Annotated in this window: 18 protein-coding genes; 16 read left to right on the top strand and 2 right to left on the bottom strand. The window is 68.1% G+C overall.

Going from position 1 to position 20,098, the window contains the following annotated elements:
• Positions 1–83: 83 nt before the first annotated feature.
• The 6 genes from IEX69_RS07075 (at position 84) to rplL (ending at position 4,559) form a co-directional block, all read left to right on the top strand.
• On the top strand, positions 84–725 hold the full coding sequence (locus IEX69_RS07075) for a YqaJ viral recombinase family protein (protein WP_085021534.1): 642 nt from the start codon (positions 84–86) through the stop codon (positions 723–725).
• Between the two features lie 76 nt (positions 726–801).
• Positions 802–1,569 (top strand): response regulator transcription factor, encoded by a 768-nt coding sequence (locus IEX69_RS07070; RefSeq protein ID WP_085020349.1) that lies wholly within the window; start codon positions 802–804, stop codon positions 1,567–1,569.
• Entirely contained in the window at positions 1,566–3,056 is a 1,491-nt protein-coding gene (locus tag IEX69_RS07065) for a sensor histidine kinase (RefSeq protein WP_217348614.1), read from the top strand. The genes IEX69_RS07070 and IEX69_RS07065 overlap by 4 nt, the downstream gene beginning before the upstream one ends.
• A gap of 83 nt (positions 3,057–3,139) precedes the next feature.
• The gene (locus IEX69_RS07060; RefSeq protein WP_174604479.1) at positions 3,140–3,304 is read left to right on the top strand and encodes a hypothetical protein; all 165 of its coding nucleotides are present in this window, start codon (positions 3,140–3,142) and stop codon (positions 3,302–3,304) included.
• Positions 3,305–3,612: 308 nt separating this feature from the next.
• A complete protein-coding gene (gene rplJ / locus IEX69_RS07055) occupies positions 3,613–4,128 on the top strand; it encodes a 50S ribosomal protein L10 (RefSeq protein ID WP_085020348.1) in 516 nt (171 codons plus the stop codon).
• A gap of 41 nt (positions 4,129–4,169) precedes the next feature.
• Positions 4,170–4,559, top strand: coding sequence for a 50S ribosomal protein L7/L12 (gene rplL / locus IEX69_RS07050; RefSeq protein ID WP_085020347.1), 390 nt, complete (start codon positions 4,170–4,172; stop codon positions 4,557–4,559).
• Positions 4,560–4,672: 113 nt separating this feature from the next.
• Here the strand turns inward: rplL and IEX69_RS07045 are convergent, their stop codons facing one another.
• Complete coding sequence (locus IEX69_RS07045; protein ID WP_085021532.1) at positions 4,673–5,692, bottom strand: LacI family DNA-binding transcriptional regulator; 1,020 nt, start codon at positions 5,690–5,692, stop codon at positions 4,673–4,675.
• A gap of 282 nt (positions 5,693–5,974) precedes the next feature.
• On the opposite strand from IEX69_RS07045, the gene IEX69_RS07040 reads away from it, so the two are divergent.
• From IEX69_RS07040 to IEX69_RS07010, 7 genes are all read left to right on the top strand, one after another.
• Positions 5,975–7,306, top strand: a complete 1,332-nt coding sequence (locus IEX69_RS07040) for an ABC transporter substrate-binding protein (RefSeq protein ID WP_085020346.1) — start codon at positions 5,975–5,977, stop codon at positions 7,304–7,306.
• Between the two features lie 138 nt (positions 7,307–7,444).
• Positions 7,445–8,575, top strand: a complete 1,131-nt coding sequence (locus IEX69_RS07035; protein WP_085020345.1) for a carbohydrate ABC transporter permease — start codon at positions 7,445–7,447, stop codon at positions 8,573–8,575.
• Entirely contained in the window at positions 8,572–9,555 is a 984-nt protein-coding gene (locus tag IEX69_RS07030; RefSeq protein ID WP_085020344.1) for a carbohydrate ABC transporter permease, read from the top strand. The genes IEX69_RS07035 and IEX69_RS07030 overlap by 4 nt, the downstream gene beginning before the upstream one ends.
• 74 nt (positions 9,556–9,629) lie before the next feature.
• A complete protein-coding gene (locus IEX69_RS07025; protein WP_085020343.1) occupies positions 9,630–10,259 on the top strand; it encodes a DUF4232 domain-containing protein in 630 nt (209 codons plus the stop codon).
• Between the two features lie 190 nt (positions 10,260–10,449).
• Positions 10,450–12,336, top strand: a complete 1,887-nt coding sequence (locus tag IEX69_RS07020; RefSeq protein WP_229756415.1) for an ABC transporter ATP-binding protein — start codon at positions 10,450–10,452, stop codon at positions 12,334–12,336.
• Between the two features lie 141 nt (positions 12,337–12,477).
• On the top strand, positions 12,478–13,848 hold the full coding sequence (locus IEX69_RS07015; protein WP_085020341.1) for a cystathionine beta-synthase: 1,371 nt from the start codon (positions 12,478–12,480) through the stop codon (positions 13,846–13,848).
• A 41-nt stretch (positions 13,849–13,889) separates the two neighbouring features.
• Positions 13,890–15,044 (top strand): cystathionine gamma-synthase, encoded by a 1,155-nt coding sequence (locus IEX69_RS07010; protein ID WP_085020340.1) that lies wholly within the window; start codon positions 13,890–13,892, stop codon positions 15,042–15,044.
• 92 nt (positions 15,045–15,136) lie between these two features.
• On the opposite strand, the gene IEX69_RS07005 is transcribed toward IEX69_RS07010, so the two are convergent.
• Positions 15,137–16,834 (bottom strand): M1 family metallopeptidase, encoded by a 1,698-nt coding sequence (locus IEX69_RS07005; protein ID WP_217348613.1) that lies wholly within the window; start codon positions 16,832–16,834, stop codon positions 15,137–15,139.
• A gap of 383 nt (positions 16,835–17,217) precedes the next feature.
• Here IEX69_RS07005 and nrdH point away from each other — a divergent pair, with 383 nt between their 5' ends.
• Genes nrdH through nrdE form a run of 3 tightly spaced genes read left to right on the top strand, consistent with a single transcriptional unit; the run spans position 17,218 to position 20,069 of the window.
• Positions 17,218–17,454, top strand: coding sequence for a glutaredoxin-like protein NrdH (nrdH, locus tag IEX69_RS07000; protein ID WP_085020339.1), 237 nt, complete (start codon positions 17,218–17,220; stop codon positions 17,452–17,454).
• Positions 17,455–17,502: 48 nt separating this feature from the next.
• Positions 17,503–17,937, top strand: coding sequence for a class Ib ribonucleoside-diphosphate reductase assembly flavoprotein NrdI (gene nrdI / locus IEX69_RS06995; protein WP_229756262.1), 435 nt, complete (start codon positions 17,503–17,505; stop codon positions 17,935–17,937).
• Positions 17,922–20,069 carry a class 1b ribonucleoside-diphosphate reductase subunit alpha gene (nrdE, locus tag IEX69_RS06990; RefSeq protein ID WP_268235385.1) on the top strand — a complete coding sequence of 716 codons (2,148 nt, stop codon included), beginning with the start codon at positions 17,922–17,924 and terminating at the stop codon, positions 20,067–20,069. The genes nrdI and nrdE overlap by 16 nt, the downstream gene beginning before the upstream one ends.
• Positions 20,070–20,098 lie beyond the last annotated feature (29 nt).

The following is a 20,098-nucleotide window of genomic DNA, read 5'->3' as shown; positions in this document are numbered from 1 at the left end:
CGGCAGACCGAGCCGACTCTCCGTCCACCGCGCCCCTCATGTCGTCGGCATCGACGACAATGTCAGATGTGAACACGTCGCTGATGCTCTCCTTCCCGTGGGAGGAGGAGGCCGAGCCGGCGACCACCGCGCCCGACGTGCCCCCGCACCTCACGCGGCTCGTGGCACGCAGCTCCGACCGCCGCGGCTGGCTGCGTGCTCGCGCTCGCGGCGTGACGGGCACCGACGTCGCCCGCCTCTCGAGCCGCGACGCCGTGAACTCGGTGGCGTACGAGAAGCTCAACGGCACCGGCTTCTCGGGCAACGTGTTCACCGAGCACGGGAAGGCGCGGGAGCCCGAGATCGCGGCCTGGGTGCTTCAGGAGCACGGCATCGCGGCGAGCGACGGGCTCTTCCACGCCGAGCGCGACGCGCGGCACCTCGCGACGCCCGACGGCATCCGGGTCGACCCGGATGGGGCCCTCTCCCTCTGCGAGATCAAGACGACCAGCAAGTCCTGGCGCAGCATCCCGCGCAGCTACCTCCGTCAGGTGTGGTGGCAGCAGTACGTGCTGGGCGCCGAGCGCACGCTCGTGGTGTGGGAGCAGCACGAGGCGTTCGTGCCGGTGGGTGCGGTGCCGATGTGCCGCTGGGTCGAGCGCGACGAGTCGGAGATCGAGGTGCTGGTCCGCCGCGCCGACGAGCTGCTCGCCGCCATGCGCGAGACGTGGGTGCGCCGCCGCTGACGCGGCTCAGAGCACGCACGGCGGACGTGTGGCGCGTTCATAGGCTTCTCATAGCAGAGCGCGGATACTCGTAGTCGTGACCCTCAACCGCGATCTCCTCGCCGCCTCCGGCACCACGGTGAAGCAGCCCAAGCTCCGCCGGGCCGACGGCACCGCCGTGCGCGCCCTCGTCGTCGACGACGAGAGCACCCTCACCGACCTGCTGTCCATGGCGCTCCGCTACGAGGGCTGGGAGGTGCGCACCGCCTCCGAGGGGCGCGCGGCCATCCAGGTCGCCCGCGAGTTCCGGCCCGACGTCATCGTGCTCGACGTGATGCTCCCCGACATCGACGGTCTCCAGGTGCTGCAGCGGGTCCGCAACGACGGGCACGAGACGCCTGTGCTGTTCCTCACGGCGAAGGATGCGCTCGACGACCGGATCGCCGGGCTCACGGCGGGCGGCGACGACTACGTCACCAAGCCGTTCAGCCTCGAGGAGCTCGTGGCGCGTCTGCGCGGCCTCATCCGCCGATCGACCCTCGTGGTCGCCGACGCCGATGACCCCGTCGTCACCGTGGGCGACCTCCAGCTCGACGAGGACAGCCACGAGGTGTTCCGCGACGGCGTCTCGATCGAGCTCACGGCCACCGAGTTCGAGCTCCTGCGCTACCTCATGCGCAACCCGCGGCGTGTGCTGAGCAAGGCGCAGATCCTCGACCGGGTGTGGAGCTACGACTTCGGGGGCAAGTCGAGCGTCGTCGAGATCTACATCTCCTACCTGCGCAAGAAGATCGATGCGGGCCGGCCGCCCATGATCCACACGGTGCGCGGCGCCGGCTACATGCTGAAGCCCGCCTCCCTGTGACCCTCCGGCGCACGCTGATCCTGAGCGTGCTCGGGCTGATCGCGCTCGCGGGCGTGATCATCGGCGTCACGAGCACCCTCGTGCTCAACGACTTCCTCGTCGACCGGCTCGACAGCCAGCTCAGTGACAGCGCGGTGCGCACCGAGCAGTTCATCCGCGGTCAGGACGGCAACGGCGGCCCGGCCCCGGGCATCCCGCTCGGGCAGGGCGAGGGCACCCTCGCGGCCATCGCCGCGGGCGGCGTGGTCGATAACGGGCTCGTCCTGACCGCGGACGGCCGCTATCAGTACCTCTCCGCGCCCCAGCTCGCGGCGCTCGACGCCACGATCTCCTCCGTCGACGCGGAGAGCGTCGACATCCCGGGGATCGGCGAGTACCGGGTGCTCAGCCGCACCATCGTCGGCGACAGTGCGGTGATCATCGGCCTCCCGCTCGACGACGTGAACGCCACCGTCACGCAGCTCGTGGTGGTGATCGTGATCGTGACGGCGGCCGCGATGGTGGTCGCCGGCCTGATCGGCCTCGTCGTGGTGCGTCTGAGCACGAGACCGCTCGAGCGGATGGCCGCCACCGCGTCGCGGGTCGCCCGGATGCGGCTCGACCGCGGCGAGGTCGCGCTCGCTGAGCGCGTCCCCTCCCGCGACACCGACACGCGCACCGAGGTGGGGCGCGTGGGCGCGGCCCTCAACGGGATGCTCGAGCACGTCGCCGCCGCGCTCACCTCGCGTCAGCGCAGCGAGAACAAGGTGCGCCAGTTCGTGGCCGACGCCAGCCACGAGCTGCGGACGCCGCTGGCCTCCATCCGCGGCTACGCCGAGCTCACCCGGCGGGCCGACGTGGAGCTGCCCGACGACATCCGCTACTCCCTCGGACGCATCGAGTCGGAGGCGACGAGGATGACGACGCTGGTCGAGGACCTCCTGCTGCTCGCCCGCCTCGACTCCAGGCCCGAGCTGGCGATGAGCGACGTCGACCTCTCGCTCGTGCTGGTGGACGCGGTGAGCGACGCCCACGCGGCCGGTCCCGATCACCACTGGGACCTCGACCTCCCGGAGGAGCCGCTCGAGGTCTCCGCCGACCGCCACCGGTTGCACCAGGTGTTCGCGAACCTGCTCGCGAACGCCCGGGTGCACACGCCCCCGGGGACGACCGTGACCGTGGCCGCGCGGGAGGGGCGCGCCGACGACGGCTCGCGCCACGCGGTTGTGACCATCGGAGACGACGGCCCCGGCATCGAACCGGACATGCTGCCGACGCTGTTCGAGCGCTTCGTGCGCGGCGACGCGTCGCGCTCGCGGCACGCGGGGAGCACCGGCCTGGGGCTCGCGATCGTCAAGGCGGTGACGGAGGCGCACGAGGGCACCGTCTCGGTGGAGTCCGCGCCCGGCAGCACGGTGTTCACCCTCACCCTCCCGCTTGCGGGCGATCACTCTACTCCGGTTGAGCAATCGGGACGACCCCTCGCCGAGGGTGACGGCCCGGCGTAGGTTCGAGGGCGGTCGGGACCGCCACGCAATCCGAGTGGCGTCCTGCCAGGATCACCCGATCCCTGAGTGAGGAGAACGACACCATGAACATCCTGCTGATCATCATCGCCGTCATCGCGGTGATCCTCCTGTTCACCGGCGGCTTCGTGAGCTCGCTGAACTTCCTGCTGTGGGTGGGCCTGATCCTCCTGGTCCTCGCCGTCATCGTGTTCCTCGTGCGACTGCTCACCGGGAGCCGCCGCGTCTGACGCGGCCTCTCGGCAGAGCCCTCGACAGGCGGTCGCCGCCTCCGGTTTGCATCGGAGGCGGCGACCGCCTAGTCTTGTCTGAGCCAAAGACCGCCGGTCATCGGTGTGCCCAGAAGGATCCGTCCCGAAGGAAGCACCGATCGAAGGTTCGTGAGAACGACGACCTGCGCAGGTGACGAAGTGAAGACCAAGCGCCTCCGTGCGTGTGTTCTGACAAGCTCCGGCATCTGCGCCGGAGCTTTTTTCATGCGACCTGGCCGCTCCGCGAGGGGCGGGGCCTGCGGCGACAACCACTAATGAGGAGCGCCATGGCGAACAAGGAAGCTTCGGTCGCCGAGCTCACGGACAAGTTCCAGAGCTCGACCGCCGTACTGCTGACCGAGTACCGCGGTCTCACTGTTGCTCAGCTCAAGCAGCTGCGCAAGTCGATCAGTGCAGACGCGACGTACGCCGTGGTGAAGAACACGCTGACCAAGATCGCGGCCAACAACGCGGGCATCACCGTCTTCGACGACGAGCTCGCCGGTCCCTCCGCGATCGCCTTCGTCCACGGTGACCCCGTGGCCGTCGCCAAGTCGCTGCGTGACTTCGCCAAGGCAAACCCTCTTCTCGTGGTGAAGGGCGGGTACTTCGACGGTAACCCGCTCTCGCCCGAAGAGGTCACCAAGCTGGCCGACCTCGAGAGCCGTGAGGTCCTGCTTGCCAAGCTGGCAGGCGCCTTCAAGGCTTCGCTGTTCGGTGCCGCCTATCTCTTCAACGCTCCGCTCTCGAAGGCCGTTCGCACGGTCGAGGCGCTGCGTGAGAAGCAGGAGTCCGCGAACTGACGTTCGCGGTGAGATCAGAAACCACACACAAGGAGAACATCATGGCAAAGCTTTCCACCGAGGAACTGCTTGAGGCGTTCAAGGAGCTCACGCTCATCGAGCTGAGCGAGTTCGTCAAGGCGTTCGAGGAGACCTTCGAGGTCACCGCCGCCGCTCCCGTCGCCGTCGCCGGCCCCGCCGCTGTCGGCGGTGGCGCTGCCGCCGAGGAGGTCGAGGAGAAGGACTCGTTCGACGTCATCCTCGAGGCTGCCGGCGACAAGAAGATCCAGGTCATCAAGGAGGTGCGCGCGCTCACCAGCCTCGGCCTCGGTGAAGCGAAGGCTCTCGTCGACGGCGCCCCCAAGCCCGTCCTCGAGGGTGCCAACAAGGAGACCGCCGAGAAGGCCAAGGCCCAGCTCGAAGAGGCCGGCGCGACCGTCACCCTCAAGTAGTCTCAGCTTCCGCTGAATTCCGGAAGCCCCGGGCCCCTGCGGGCCCGGGGCTTCCTGCGTCCACGGTCCGCGAACGGCGGGCGGGGGCGTCAGCGGACGCGCGGGTGGCCGCGTCAGCGGACGCGCGGGCGGGCGGTCGAGGAGCGCGTCACGAGCGACGCGGGCACGTCGGTGTGGCGCGGGGGAGGGGCCCACCCCGGCTCCTCGAGCTGACGGATGACGAACTCCACCGCCTGAGCCCCCTGCTCCCCGGGACGCTGCCGGATCGAGGTGAGCCCGAACAGCTCGGCCAGCGGATGGTCGTCGATGCCGATGACGGAGAGGTCGTCGGGCACCGAGATGCCGAGCTCCCGCGCGGCGAGGATGATCCCGATCGCGATCTCGTCGGCGGCGGCGAAGATCGCCGTCGGCCGTCGTCGGGGGTCGCCCAACACCTGCTTGCCCACGTGGTATCCGCCGGGGATGTCGAACGCGGTCGCCACGAACGTCGTCTCCGCGGCGGGGATGCCCGCCGCCTCCATCGCCTCGAGATAGCCGGTCAGGCGCTTGGAGTGGACGTGGAAGTCCATCTGCTCGGCGAGGTCGCCGCCGACGTGGAGGATGTCGCGGTGCCCGAGCATCAGCAGGTGCTCGGTCGCGAGCCGGGCCGCGGCCACGTCGTCGATGCTGATCGTCGGGATGCCCTCCAGCGGGCCGCCGATGCCCGCGATCGGCTTGCCCAGGGCGAGCAGCGACCTGGCCTCCTCGGGCGTGATCTCGAGCGTGACCGCGATGATCGCGTCCACGCGCTTGCGCACCAGGAAGTACTCGAAGACGCGGCTGCGCTCCTCGCCGCTCTTGGAGACGTTGTAGAGCATCAGGTCGTAGCCGCGTTCGAGGAGGGCCCGTTCGACCCCGTCGAGGATGCTGCCGAAGAACCACTGGTTGATGATCGGGATGATCACCCCGACGTTGTTGGATCTGCCGGTGACCAGGCTCGAGGCGCTCGACGACACGACGTAGCCCAGGCTCGCGGCGGCCTCGGAGACCCGGTCCCGCGTGGCGGGGGACACGTAGCCTCGTCCGCTCAGCGCCCTCGACACGGTCGCCTTCGAGACCCCGGCGAGCGCCGCGACGTCCTCGATGCCCGTCACCACAGCCTCCTCAAGCCGAGCCTCGTCGCTCGCGCTCGCCAGGCTACCCAATGTGGAAACGCTTGCACAATCACGATTTCGTAACGGTCGTGGGAGCGCTCTCTCGTGATCACCCGGTCGGATGCCCGAAAATCCGTGGGAGCGCTCTCTCGGCGTGGTTCATCACGATCGGATACCGATGCACAGAGTTCTTGTGCTCTCCTGAGACTTATGGAAAGGTTTCCCTAAAGCTCGCACGGCACCACGTTGCGAGAGATCACATTCACTCAATGAGGAGGAGAAATGCGGGCAACACTGCCTCGCCGAATCGGAGTCCCGATCGCGATCGCTGCGGGACTCGGACTCGCTCTCGCCGGCTGCTCCGGCAACGCCGGTGGCGGCAACGCCAGTGGCGGCGGCAACACCGTCGGCGAGGCCGACGGCGTCGTCACGGTCTACGGCACCATCGCCGACACCGAGGCCGAGCTTCTCGAGCAGTCGTGGGCCGACTGGGAGAAGGCCAACAACATCGACATCCAGTACGAGTCGTCGAAGGAGTTCGAGTCGCAGATCGGCATCCGGGCTCAGGGTGGCAACCCGCCGGACCTCGCGATCTTCCCGCAGCCCGGCCTCCTCTCCGACCTCGCCTCGCGCGGCTTCCTGCAGCCGGCACCCGAGGGCGTCGCGAAGAACGTCGACGACAACTGGTCGAGCGACTGGAAGGCGTACGGCACCGTCGACGACACCCTCTACGGCGCGCCGCTGATGGCGAGCGTCAAGGGCTTCGTCTGGTACTCGCCCAAGCAGTTCGCCGACAACGGCTGGAAGGTCCCGGAGACCTGGGACGAGATGCTGACCCTGACCAAGGACATGCAGGCCAAGACCGGCAGCGCCCCCTGGTGCGCCGGCTTCGGCTCCGGTGACGCCACCGGCTGGCCGGGCACCGACTGGGTCGAGGACCTGGTGCTCCGCCAGTCCGGCCCCGACGTGTACGACCAGTGGGTCAAGAACGAGGTCAAGTTCACCGACCAGCCCATCTCCGACGCGTTCACCTCGGTGGGCGACATCCTCCTCAACCCGCAGTACGTGAACGCGGGCTACGGCGATGTCTCGTCGATCAACTCCACCGCCTTCGGCGACGTGGCCACCGCGATGGCGCAGGGCAAGTGCTCGCTGACGCACCAGGCCTCGTTCTTCGACGGCTTCCTCACCGACGCCGGCGCCACCGTCGGCCCCGACGCCGACATCTGGGCCTTCGTGACCCCGCCGGTGACGTCCGGTGAGACCGCTGTCACCGGTGGTGGCGAGATCGTCGGCGCGTTCTCGAACGACGCCGACACCGTCAAGGTGCAGGAGTACCTCTCGAGCGCCGACTGGGCCAACAGCCGCGTCTCGCTCGGTGGTGTCATCTCCGCGAACAAGGGCCTCGACCCCGCGAACGCGAAGAGCCCGATCCTGCAGCAGGCCATCGGCATCCTCCAGGACCCGAACACCACGTTCCGGTTCGACGCCTCCGACCTGATGCCCGGTGCTGTCGGCGCCGGCACCTTCTGGAAGGGCATGGTCGACTGGATCAACGGCACCCCGCAGCCGCAGGTGCTCGAGCAGATCGAGGGCGGTTGGCCGACCGAGTAGGTCGAGCCCGCCGCTGAAGGCGGAGGCCGTCCGGAATCACCGGGCGGCCTCCGCTTCAGTCTCACGGCCTGCTAGGTTCTCCCTACGACGCCGACGCGTCGGGCCGGTTGAGTTCAACGAAGCACTCGAAAGGTTGTCATGTCGGATTTCCTCCTGTGGGTGGGCAAGCTGCCGCCGCTGGCACAGATCCCGATCGTCGTGGTGGCGTTCGCGATCGTCGTCGCCCTCATCCTCTTCTTCATCGAGATCGCCCCGCGCTCGGGTCGGAAGTACACGATCATCCGCCTCGCGGCGTGCGTCGTGTTCCCGGCGCTCGCCTTCTACCTCATCGGATCGGTGTGGTGGGCGATCATCATCGCCGCGGTCCTGGGCGGCCTGTTCTTCATCCTCGACTTCCGGTCCAGGCAGGGGCAGGGCTACCTCTTCCAGCTGGTGGGCTTCCTCGCCCCGGCGCTGATCCTGCTGATCGTCGGCCTGGTCTACCCCACGGTCAAGACCTTCATCGACTCCTTCTTCTCGAGCCGCGGCTCGTTCGTCGCCATCGACAACTACATCTGGATCTTCACGCAGCCGCAGGGCCTTCGCACCGTGATCAACACGATCATCTGGGTGCTGGTCGTGCCCGTCGCGTCCACGATCTTCGGACTCGCCTACGCGGTGTTCATCGACAAGAGCCGCGGTGAGAAGTTCTTCAAGATCCTCGTCTTCATGCCGATGGCGATCTCATTCGTCGGCGCCTCGATCATCTGGCGGTTCGTGTACACGTACCGTCCCGTGGAGGAGAACCAGATCGGCCTGCTCAACCAGGTCGTCGTCTGGCTCGGCGGGCAGCCCGTGCAGTGGCTGCAGGAGGATCCGTGGAACACGTTCTTCCTCATCGTCGTGCTCATCTGGATCCAGACCGGATTCGCGATGGTCGTCCTCTCCGCCGCCATCAAGGGCGTGCCCACCGAGCACATCGAGGCCGCGCAGCTCGACGGCGCCAACGCCTGGCAGCGGTTCATCAACGTGACGGTGCCCGGCATCCGCGCCTCGCTCATCGTCGTGATCACCACGATCTCGATCGCCTCGCTGAAGGTGTTCGACATCGTGCGCACGATGACCGCCGGCGCCAACGACACCAGCGTCATCGCGAACGAGATGTACAGCCAGTTCAAGAACTTCGAGTACGGGCGGTCGGCGGCCTTCGCGGTCGTGCTGTTCCTGCTCGTGCTGCCGATCGTCATCTACAACGCCAGGCAGATCAAGAAGCAGAGGGAGATCCGATGAGCGCCGTCCAGCCGATCGACCTGCCGGTCGACCCGTCCACCCGCAGCCAGCTCCGCGGGGGAGAGGCGGAGATCGAGCGCGAGGAGACGATGGCGAAGCGCACCAAGCGCCGCCTGACCTCGCGCGGGGCCACCATCGCGGCGCTCATCATCGCCGTGCTGTGGACGATCCCCACCTTCGGACTGCTCGTCTCGTCGTTCCGGCCCAACCAGGACATCCAGACCAGCGGCTGGTGGACGATCTTCTCGAACTGGGGCTTCACGCTCGACAACTACTCGGCCGTGCTCGGGGCGGGCAACTCGCAGGTCACGATCGCCTCGTCGTTCATCAACTCGATCGCGATCACCATCCCGGCCACGCTCATCCCGCTGGCCATCGCCTCGCTGGCCGCCTACGCCTTCGCCTGGATCGACTTCAAGGGCAAGGACTGGCTGTTCATCGGCGTCTTCGCGCTGCAGATCGTGCCGATCCAGATGGCGCTGGTGCCGCTGCTCAGCCTGTTCTCGCGCGGTGTGGTCGTCGGCAACGACTTCATCTTCGCGGGCGTGCCCTCCAACGGGACGTTCTCGCAGGTGTGGATCGCGCACTCGATCTTCGCGCTCCCGCTGGCGATCTTCCTGCTGCACAACTTCGTCTCGGAGATCCCGCGCGAGGTCATCGAGGCGGCACGCGTCGACGGCGCCGGTCACGGGCAGATCTTCTTCCGCATCATCCTGCCGCTGACCATGCCGGCCCTGGCGTCGTTCGCGATCTTCCAGTTCCTGTGGGTCTGGAACGACCTGCTGGTGGCGCTGATCTTCGCCGACGGCTCGATCGCTCCGATCACGAAACTCCTCGCGGAGATCACCGGGTCGCGCGGGCAGGAATGGTACCTTCTCACCGCCGGTGCGTTCGTCGCCATCATCGTCCCGCTCATCGTGTTCTTCGCGCTGCAGCGGTTCTTCGTGCGAGGGCTCCTCGCCGGTTCGACGAAGGGCTGATGCTCCTCGGCCGACGCCGCATCTTCATCTGACGCAGGGGGACGATCGTGACCGATCCGCGCACATCCGGGTCCATGCCACAGGGCAACGGGTGGCGGATCGCCACGATCGTCCTCGCGATCGTCGTCGGCCTGGGGATCGTGGTCGCCGCCGTGGGGCTCGTCGTGGTCTCCCTCCAGGGCGGGTCCGCGGCTCCCACGCCGGCGCCCACGACCGCGACTCCGACGCCGTCCGCGACGCCGACACCGACCCCGACTCCGACGCCGACCTCGACCCCCACGGCGGGCGGGGCCTGCACGCCGGAGCAGTTGGCGGTGCGCGCCTCCGACCCGCAGGGCACGGCGGGGTCGACCGTGCTGCAGCTGGTCTTCTCCAACACGTCCTCCACGACGTGCACCATGAGCGGATACCCTCAGGTCATGTTCGTCGGCGACCAGAACGGCACCCAGATCGGCGCCGCGGCGATCCCCGACCCGACCGTCCGGGTCGAGACCCTCACGCTGAACCCCGGCGACTCGGCGTACTCGCTGCTCACGATCGGCGAGGCGGGCAACTACGACGGATGCACCCCGACCGTCGTCGACGGCTTCCGCGTCTACCCGCCCGACGCCTCCGGCGCCCTCTACCTCCCCGACGCCTCCTACGGCGCCTGCGCCGAGTCCGGCATCCAGCAGCTCCGCGTCGGAGCCGTGCAGCAGAACTGACCCCCCCCGGGTTTCGCTGCCTCTCTGACCTTTCGCGCGGTCAGTGGACGCGCGAAAGGTCAGAAAGGCCGCGAAAGCGCGGGGGCCTGTCAGCCCTCGGCGGACAGGGGCCGGGCCGTCGGCGGCGCGGCGTAGGGTGAGCGGCGTGAGTGGCATGGGACGGATGGGCGACATCGCCGCCGCGGGCGGGATGCGCGGCGGATCGCGCCCCGCAGGCGGTGGCGCCGGTGGTGGCGGCGGAGGCCGTGTGTCGAGCGGCGACGCGGCTGCTCAGCGCGCCGCGAACGCCGACGCCCCGCACATCCCGCATCTCTTCCGCCGGATCTCCGAGCTCTTCACCCCCTACCGCGGCGAGCTCATCGTCACGGGCATCCTCGTGCTCGTCACCGCCGGGCTCACGGTGATCCCGCCGCTCCTGACCGAGCAGGCCTTCGACGTGGGGCTCTTCCCCGCGGAGGGCGGTCCCAACCTGCCCGTCCTGCTCGAGCTCGTGGGTCTCATGGTCCTCATCTGGATCGTCGGGGCCGCGCTCGGTGTGTGGCAGACCTTCCTCACCGCGAAGGTCGGCAACCACGTGATGGGCGACCTCCGCGTGCGTCTGTTCACCCACCTGCAGCGGATGGAGCTCGCCTTCTTCACCCGCACGAAGACGGGTGTCATCCAGTCGCGCCTGCAGAACGACGTGGGCGGCGTGGCCAACGTGCTCACCAACACGGTCGCGAGCGTCCTCGGCAACACCGTCACCGTGATCGCGGCCCTGGTCGCCATGCTCCTCCTCAGCTGGCAGCTCACGCTCGTGGCCGTGATCCTGATGCCGCTGCTGGTCTGGGTGCAGCGCCGCGTCGGTCAGGTGCGCGCTCGCATCGCCGGGCAGACGCAGGAGTCGCTGTCGGAGATGACGGCGATCACGCAGGAGACGCTGAGCGTCTCGGGCATCCTCCTGGCCAAGAGCTTCAACCGGCAGAGCGCCGAGATCGGCCGCTACGCCGACGAGAACCGCAATCAGATCGGGCTGGCCATCCGTCAGCAGATGACGGGCCAGTGGTTCTTCGCGATGGTGCAGATCATCCTCAGCATCGTGCCCGCCATCGTCTACGTGGTGTCGGCCTACCTCATCGTCGGCGGCGTCGACATCACCGCGGGCACCATCGTCGCGTTCACCACGGTGCAGGCGCGGCTGATGTGGCCGCTGCTCGGCCTGATGCGCGTGGGGCTCGACCTCCAGACGTCCGGGGCGCTCTTCGCCCGCATCTTCGAGTACCTCGACCTCCGACCGGCGATCGTCGACAAGCCCGACGCGCGCGCCCTGCCGCCAGCCGACGCCGGGCGCGTGGAGCTCCGCGACGTCACGTTCGTGTACCCCGACGGCGAGCGCGAGCATCCCACCCTCGACCGCGTCTCGCTCACCATCGAGCCCGGGCAGTTCGCCGCGTTCGTCGGTCCGTCGGGGGCGGGGAAGACCACCGTCTCCTACCTCGTGCCCCGCCTGTACGACGTGACCGAGGGGGCGGTGCTCGTCGACGGCGAGGACGTCCGCGACGTCACGCACGAGTCGCTCATCGCGCAGCTCGGGGTGGTGAGCCAGGAGACGTACCTCTTCCACGCGACCATCGGCGAGAACCTGCGGTACGCCCGGCCCGACGCCACCGACGCCGAGCTGATCGACGCGGCGACGCGGGCGAACATCCACGAGCGCATCATGAGCTTCCCCGACGGGTACGACACCGTGGTGGGGGAGCGCGGCTACCGGCTCTCCGGCGGCGAGAAGCAGCGGATCGCGATCGCGCGGGTGCTGCTGAAGGACCCGGCCATCCTCATCCTCGACGAGGCGACCAGCGCCCTCGACTCGATCTCCGAGCGGGTGGTGCAGGATGCGCTCGACAACGCCAGCCACGGCCGCACGACCATCGCGATCGCCCACCGGCTCTCGACCATCGTCGGGGCCGACGTGATCTTCGTCGTCGACGGCGGCCGCATCGTCGAGAGCGGCACGCACGGCGAGCTCCTGGAGCGAGGCGGCGCCTACGCGGCGCTGTATGCGCAGCAGCTCGATGTGGTCTCGCCCGCCGTCCGCTAGACTCGACGTCATGTTCGCAGGGTTCCGGTGTTGTCGTCGCTGAGCGACGACCACTCCGACGACCCCGTCACGACCAGCCGCCGCCTCGCAGCCTTCGACGCCGCTTGAGCGTCGCCGCGGCTGCGTGCACCGAAGGACATCATGGAATACGCAGAGAGCGTCATCGACCTGGTGGGCAACACCCCCCTGGTCAAACTGAACCGCGTCACGGACGGGATCGCCGCCACCGTGCTCGTGAAGGTCGAGTACCTGAACCCGGGAGGCTCGTCCAAGGACCGCATCGCGACCCGCATCATCGACGCCGCTGAGCGGGAGGGCAAGCTGAAGCCCGGCGGGACGATCGTCGAGCCCACCTCGGGCAACACCGGGGTGGGCCTCGCGCTCGTCGCGCAGCAGCGCGGCTACCGCTGCGTGTTCGTCCTCCCCGACAAGGTGGGCGAGGACAAGCGCAACGTGCTCACCGCCTACGGCGCCGAGATCGTGGTCACCCCGACCGCCGTCGCGCCCGAGGACCCGGACTCCTACTACTCGGTGTCCGACCGCCTCGCGCGGGAGATCCCCGGCGCGTTCAAGCCCAACCAGTACGCCAACCAGAACGGGCCGCTCAGCCACTACGAGACCACCGGTCCCGAGATCTGGCGCGACACCGACGGCCGCGTCACCCACTTCGTGGCGGGCGTCGGCACGGGCGGCACCATCAGCGGTACCGGTCGGTACCTCAAGGAGGTGTCCGACGGACGCGTCCAGATCATCGGCGCCGACCCGGAGGGCTCCGTCTACTCCGGCGGCACCGGGCGCCCGTACCTCACCGAGGGCGTGGGCGAGGACTTCTGGCCGAGCGCCTACGACCCGAGCGTCGTCGACCAGGTCATCGCCTCCAGCGACGCCGAGTCGTTCGAGATGACCCGCCGGCTCGCCCGCGAGGAGGGCCTCCTCGTCGGCGGATCCTCGGGCCTCGCGGTCTCCGTCGCGCTCAAGGCGGCTGCCGACCTCCCCGCCGACGCGATCGTCGTCGTGCTGCTGCCCGACGGCGGCCGCGGATACCTCGGCAAGATCTTCAACGACAAGTGGATGCGCTCCTACGGCTTCGCACCCGCCTCCGAGGGCGCCACCGTGCGCGACGTCCTCGCGGGCAAGAACGGGGCGCTCCCGGATCTGGTGCACACGCATCCGAGCGAGACCGTGCACGACGCGATCGGCATCATGTCGACCTACGGCGTCTCGCAGCTGCCCGTGCTCTCGGCCGAGCCGCCCGTCGTGCTCGGCGAGGTCGTCGGCGCGCTCTCGGAGGACACGCTGCTCGGACACCTGTTCGCGGGCCGCGCGTCGATGTCCGACAAGGTGGGCGACTTCGTCGACGCCGCGTTCCCGACGATCGGCGCCAACGAGCCCGTCCAGTCGGCCTGGGAGCAGCTCGGCGAGGCCAGCGCGCTCCTCGTCACCGATGACGGCAAGCCCGTCACCGTCATCACCCGACAGGACCTCCTCACCTTCCTCAGCGAAGCGTCCTGACCCCTCCCGACTCTCCGACCTTCAGACCCAGGAGCACGACCATGGCTTCCCCCCAGGGCTTCGAGACCGCGGCGATCCACGCCGGACAGGCCTTCGACCCCACCACCGGCGCGATCATCCCGCCGATCTACCAGACCTCCACCTTCGTCCAGGACGGAATCGGGGGCCTTCGCGGCGGATACGAGTACAACCGCAGCGGAAACCCGACGCGCACGGCGCTCGAGCAGCAGCTCGCCGCGATCGAGGGCGCCGCGCACGCCATCAGCTTCTCGTCGGGCCTCGCGGCCGAGGATGCACTGATCCGCTCCGCGCTGAAGCCCGGCGACCGTGTCGTGCTCGGCAACGACGCGTACGGCGGCACCCACCGGCTGATCGAGCGCGTCCACGGCGCCTGGGGCGTCGAGAACGTGACCGTCGAGATGAGCGACCTCTCGGCCGTGGCGAAGGCGGTGGCAGACTCGAGCGCGAAGGTGCTCTGGGTCGAGACGCCGTCGAACCCGCTGATGAAGATCAGCGACATCGCCGAGCTCGCCGAGATCGGGCACGCCGCGGGCGCGCTCGTCGTCGTCGACAACACCTTCGCCTCGCCGTACCTGCAGCAGCCGCTGGCGCTCGGCGCCGACGTGGTGGTGCACTCGACGACGAAGTACCTGGGCGGTCACTCCGACGTGCTCGGCGGAGCCATCGTGCTGAACGACGACGAGCTCGCGAAGGCCGTGGCGTTCCAGCAGTTCGCGGTGGGCGCGGTGTCGTCGCCGATGGACGCCTGGCTCACCACCCGCGGCATCAAGACCCTCGCGGTGCGCATGGACCGCCACTCCGAGAACGCGCAGGCGATCGCAGAGCACCTGGTCGGCCACCCCGCCGTCGAGGCGGTGTACTACCCGGGCCTGTCCACGCATCCCGGACACGAGCTCGCCGCGCGTCAGATGCGGTCGTTCGGCGGCATGATCTCGGTCGCGCTCCGCGGCGGCCCGAAGGCCGCCCGGCGGTTCGCCGAGTCGACGGAGCTGTTCTCGCTCGCCGAGTCGCTCGGAGGTGTGGAGTCGCTCATCGGCTACCCGACCGAGATGACGCACGCATCGGTGGTCGGCACCCCGCTCGAGGTGCCGGCGAACCTGGTGCGGCTCTCGGTGGGCATCGAGTCGCTCTCCGACCTGCTCGCCGACCTCGATCGAGCCCTCCCGCGCCGCTGACGCGCCGATCGTCGTCGCTTCGACACCGAATACGGCAAAGCCCCGCGATATACGCGGGGCTTTGCCGTATTCGGTGATGAAGCGCGGCCGACTCAGTCCAGGGCGGGCTTCGACGGGGTGTACAGCCACGCGGTGAAGAGGTCGCCGAGGTCCTGCCCCGACACCTGCTCCGCGTAGGCGATGAACTCCTCCGTGGTGCCGTTGCCGCCCGCGTTGCCCGACGCCCAGCCCTGGAGGATGGCGAAGAACGCGTCGTCACCGACCTCGAGGCGCAGCGCGTGCAGCGTCATGGCTCCGCGGTTGTACGTGTAGCCGTCGAAGATCCCTGCCGGACCGGGGTCGGCGACCTCGTGGGCCCAGAAGGAGGAGCTCGCCGACCGCGAGTACTGCTGGTCGAACAGCTGCTGCGCGGTGGAGCCGCCGGTGTGCTCGCTCCACATCCACTCCGCGTAGGTCGCGAAGCCCTCGTTGAGCCAGATGTCCGACCAGCGGGACAGAGACACGTCATCGCCGTACCACTGGTGTGCCAGCTCGTGGACGACCGTGGACTCGTCAGGTGCTCCGGGGTAGATCGGTCTGGTCTGGTTCTCGAGCGCGAAGTAGAGGTTCGGTACGTCCACGGCCAGGCCGCCCGACTCCGCGAAGGGGTAGGGGCCGAACAGCGTCGAGAGGTAGGACACGATCTCCGGCTCCTTCGCGAACACGGCGGCGGCATCAGTCCCCGCCTGGGTGCCCACGAGCGAGTCTGCGATCGCGTCGACGTAGGTGATGCCGTCGACGGTCGTCGTGGTCGTCGTGTAGGCGCCCACGGTCGCGGTGGCGAGGTAGGGCGCCATCGGCTGATCCATCCGCCACTCCCACGTCGAGGTTCCCGCTGCCGCCGGGGTGACTCCGACGAGTCGGCCGTTGCCGACCACCTCGAGCCCGTCGGCGACGGTCATCCGCAGGGTCATGGTCGCCTTGTCGGCCGGGTGGTCGTTCGACGGGAACCAGGTCGCGGCGACGCGCGGCTCACCGACGACGACCATGCCGTCGGCGGTGTGGAAGACGCCCGCTGGTCCGAATGCGTCGTCGATCGTGATCGGGACGCCGGAGTACGCGACCGTGGTGGTGATCGTCGTGCCGATGTCGAGGCCGGCGGAGGGGATCACGGTGAGCTCCGTACGGGGCGGGGTGGCTCCGTCTGCGGGGTCGAGCGCGGGGTCGGGCTGCGCCGTGTCCAGGCTCACCGGAGTGGTGGCCAGGCTCCAGTCGGCGTCCGCGCCGTTCACGGTGATGGCGGAGATGTCGATGGCCTCGCTGCCGTCGTTCGCGATGACGTCGAAGTCGAGGTTGAACGTCGACAGGTTCTGCGTCGCGGTGGCGGTGATGGTTGCCGTGCCGGAGAGCACGTCGGTCGCCGGGTCGTAGGCGAGATCGAGCGCGTAGTCCTGGACGTCGTAGCCGCCGTTGCCGTCGAGCGGATAGTAGGAGTCGCCGATCCCGGCGGCGCCCGGCTGGTAGTCGACGGGCGTCGTGGTCGGGCTGCTCGTGGGCTGCGGCATCGGGGCCGGGGATGCGGTGGTGCCGGCCGGGCACGGCTCGGCAGCGAAGCTCGCGGTCGGCGTGGAGGCGGTGGACAGCACGAGCGCCATGAGGAGGAGCGGGATGAGCGCGAAGGTCGCCGCTCCTCTCCTCCCTCGTCTGATGAAGAGCCATGCCGTGCCCGCGCCGATGGCGAGGAGGCCGGCGGAGGCCAGGATCGGTGCCGCGTCGAATCCGGTCGCGGCGAGAACGCAGGTCGTGTCCACGTTTCCCCCAGGTCGGTGTGCGAGGTCCGTTCCCCGCACGATTGCCTGGACCCTACTAGAGGGACGGCGGGATGACCCAGCCGGACATCTGGTCGAAACACGGCGGCAATCTCGAGCTCGGCGACGTCGGTGGTCGAGGTTATCCTCAGCCGTGGAAAGCCGGTTCTCCACAGTTTCGGGCCCCTGCGCGGAACGGCGCGGAAGTGCATGGGGAGAACCTGTGGAGACACGCCGTGGAATGTGCTCGGGTTGTGGATGACGTGTGGATAATTACACGCGTGTAACACTTGATATAGTGTTCTCCGCGACAGGCCACCCCTAGATGTTGTGTCAGGGCCATTGAGCGACGTAGAATGATATCCCCACGAGAAAGGCGCACCGACATGGCGATCACGGTCTACACGAAGCCCTCCTGCGTTCAATGCAACGCCACGTACCGCGCCCTCGAGAACAAGGGCCTCGAGTACGAGATCTTCGACCTCTCGGTCGACGAGAAGGCACTCGAGACGGTCAAGGAGCTCGGCTACCTGCAGGCTCCCGTCGTCATCACCGACAACGACTCCTGGTCGGGCTTCCGTCCCGACAAGATCGAGGAGCTGGCCCGCCTCGCCGCGAGCTGACCACCGATGCCCGCTCCTGACACACTGACAGGGAGTGCGCGGGCAGGGGTGTCCGAGCCGGACCCGATCGTCGAGACGACGTCTGCAGACCTCATCTACTTCTCGAGCGCATCCGGCAACACCCACCGATTCATCGAACGCCTGGGTCGCCCCGCAGCCCGCATCCCGCTCTTCTCTAAGCGGGAGCGGCTGCGGGCCACCCGGCCCTTCGTGCTCACGCTCCCGACGTACGGCGGGGGAGGGCTCGGCGGAGCGGTGCCCAAACAGGTCATCGCCTTCCTCAACGACCCGGCCAACCGTGCACTCCTCCGCGGCGTCATCGCCGCAGGCAACACCAATTTCGGAGACGCGTACTGTCTCGCGGGCGACATCGTCGCGCGCAAGACCGGCGCTCCCGTCCTCTATCGATTCGAGATATTCGGAACCCAGGACGACCTCGAGGCCGTTCGGAACGGATTGGACACACTGTGGAAGCAACCCTGATCGAGGCGCCGACGGCGGCCCCGGCGCTCGACTACCACTCGCTGAACGCGATGCTGAACCTCTACGACGACGAGGGGAACATCCAGTTCGACAAGGACCGTGAGGCGGCGAAGCAGTACTTCCTGCAGCACGTCAACCAGAACACGGTCTTCTTCCACAACCTCAAGGAGCGCCTCGACTACCTGGTCGAGAAGCAGTACTACGAGCCCGAGGTGCTCGACCAGTACTCGTTCGAGTTCATCCAGAAGCTCAACGACCTGGCGTACTCGAAGAAGTTCCGCTTCGACACCTTCCTCGGCGCGTTCAAGTACTACACGTCGTACACGCTGAAGACCTTCGACGGTAAGCGCTACCTCGAGCGCTTCGAGGACCGCGTCGTCATGACCGCCCTCGGTCTCGCGCAGGGCGACGAGCAGCTCGCGATCAACCTCGTCGAGGAGATCATCGGCGGCCGCTTCCAGCCCGCGACCCCCACCTTCCTCAACACGGGCAAGGCGCAGCGCGGCGAGCTGGTCTCCTGCTTCCTCCTCCGCATCGAGGACAACATGGAGTCGATCGCCCGCGGCATCAACTCCGCGCTGCAGCTGTCGAAGCGCGGTGGCGGCGTGGCGCTGTCGCTGTCGAACATCCGCGAGGCCGGCGCGCCGATCAAGCAGATCGAGAACCAGTCCTCCGGCGTCATCCCCGTGATGAAGCTCCTCGAGGACAGCTTCTCCTACGCCAACCAGCTCGGCGCACGCCAGGGCGCGGGTGCGGTGTATCTCAGCGCGCACCACCCCGACATCCTCCGCTTCCTCGACACCAAGCGCGAGAACGCCGACGAGAAGATCCGCATCAAGACGCTCTCCCTCGGCGTCGTCGTGCCCGACATCACGTTCGAGCTGGCGAAGAACAAGGAGGACATGTACCTCTTCTCGCCGTACGACGTCGAGCGCGTCTACGGCGTGCCCTTCGGCGACATCTCGATCAGCGAGAAGTACCGCGAGATGGTCGACGACCCGCGCATCCGCAAGACCAAGATCGACGCGCGCGAGTTCTTCCAGACGCTCGCAGAGATCCAGTTCGAGTCGGGCTACCCGTACATCGTGTACGAGGACACCGTCAACAAGGCGAACCCGATCAAGGGCCGCATCAACATGTCGAACCTGTGCTCCGAGATCCTGCAGGTGAACACGCCGACCACCTACAACGAGGACCTCTCGTACAAGGAGATCGGCAAGGACATCAGCTGCAACCTCGGATCGCTGAACATCGCCCTCACGATGGACTCGCCCGACCTCGGCCGTACGGTCGAGACCGCCATCCGCGGACTCACCTCGGTGTCGCAGCAGTCGCACATCTCGTCGGTGCGCTCCATCGAGGAGGGCAACGACAAGTCGCACGCCATCGGCCTCGGCCAGATGAACCTCCACGGCTACCTGGCACGCGAGCGCGTGCACTACGGCAGCGAGGAGGGCATCGACTTCACGAACATCTACTTCTACACGGTGCTCTACCACGCGATCCGTGCGTCGAACCTCATCGCGATCGAGCAGGGCTCGGCGTTCGAGGGCTTCGCCGACTCCACCTACGCGTCGGGCGAGTTCTTCGACAAGTACACCGACCAGGAGTGGGTGCCCTCGACGGCACGCGTCGCGTCGCTGTTCGAGGATGCGGGAGTCCACATCCCCACGCAGGACGACTGGCGTGCGCTGAAGGCCTCGGTGCAGGAGCACGGCATCTACAACCAGAACCTGCAGGCCGTGCCGCCGACCGGGTCGATCTCGTACATCAACAACTCGACGTCGTCGATCCACCCGATCGCGTCGAAGATCGAGATCCGCAAGGAGGGCAAGATCGGCCGCGTCTACTACCCGGCGCCGTTCATGACGAACGACAACCTGGAGTACTACGAGGACGCGTACGAGATCGGCCCCGAGAAGATCATCGACACCTACGCCGCTGCCACCCAGCACGTCGACCAGGGCCTGTCGCTGACGCTGTTCTTCAAGGACACCGCCACCACGCGCGACATCAACAAGGCCCAGATCTACGCCTGGAAGAAGGGCATCAAGACGATCTACTACATCCGCCTCCGTCAGCTCGCCCTCGAGGGTACCGAGGTCGACGGCTGCGTCAGCTGCATGCTGTGATGCGGCTCCCTTCATCGGATTCGAACTCG

Source organism: Cnuibacter physcomitrellae, from assembly GCF_014640535.1.
Lineage (GTDB): Bacteria > Actinomycetota > Actinomycetes > Actinomycetales > Microbacteriaceae > Cnuibacter > Cnuibacter physcomitrellae.
The sequence above is the reverse complement of the archived record's forward strand: the minus strand, read 5'-3'. Positions and strand labels throughout refer to the sequence as shown.

Bases quoted from the DNA above. Each gene is read 5' to 3' on its own strand.
- IEX69_RS07075 (WP_085021534.1), top strand. From the start codon at position 84: ATGCTCTCCTTCCCGTGGGAGGAGGAGGCCGAGCCGGCGACCACCGCG.
- IEX69_RS07060 (WP_174604479.1), top strand. From the start codon at position 3,140: ATGAACATCCTGCTGATCATCATCGCCGTCATCGCGGTGATCCTCCTG.
- rplJ (WP_085020348.1), top strand. From the start codon at position 3,613: ATGGCGAACAAGGAAGCTTCGGTCGCCGAGCTCACGGACAAGTTCCAG.
- rplL (WP_085020347.1), top strand. From the start codon at position 4,170: ATGGCAAAGCTTTCCACCGAGGAACTGCTTGAGGCGTTCAAGGAGCTC.
- IEX69_RS07040 (WP_085020346.1), top strand. From the start codon at position 5,975: ATGCGGGCAACACTGCCTCGCCGAATCGGAGTCCCGATCGCGATCGCT.
- IEX69_RS07035 (WP_085020345.1), top strand. From the start codon at position 7,445: ATGTCGGATTTCCTCCTGTGGGTGGGCAAGCTGCCGCCGCTGGCACAG.
- IEX69_RS07030 (WP_085020344.1), top strand. From the start codon at position 8,572: ATGAGCGCCGTCCAGCCGATCGACCTGCCGGTCGACCCGTCCACCCGC.
- IEX69_RS07025 (WP_085020343.1), top strand. From the start codon at position 9,630: ATGCCACAGGGCAACGGGTGGCGGATCGCCACGATCGTCCTCGCGATC.
- IEX69_RS07020 (WP_229756415.1), top strand. From the start codon at position 10,450: ATGCGCGGCGGATCGCGCCCCGCAGGCGGTGGCGCCGGTGGTGGCGGC.
- IEX69_RS07015 (WP_085020341.1), top strand. From the start codon at position 12,478: ATGGAATACGCAGAGAGCGTCATCGACCTGGTGGGCAACACCCCCCTG.
- IEX69_RS07010 (WP_085020340.1), top strand. From the start codon at position 13,890: ATGGCTTCCCCCCAGGGCTTCGAGACCGCGGCGATCCACGCCGGACAG.
- nrdH (WP_085020339.1), top strand. From the start codon at position 17,218: ATGGCGATCACGGTCTACACGAAGCCCTCCTGCGTTCAATGCAACGCC.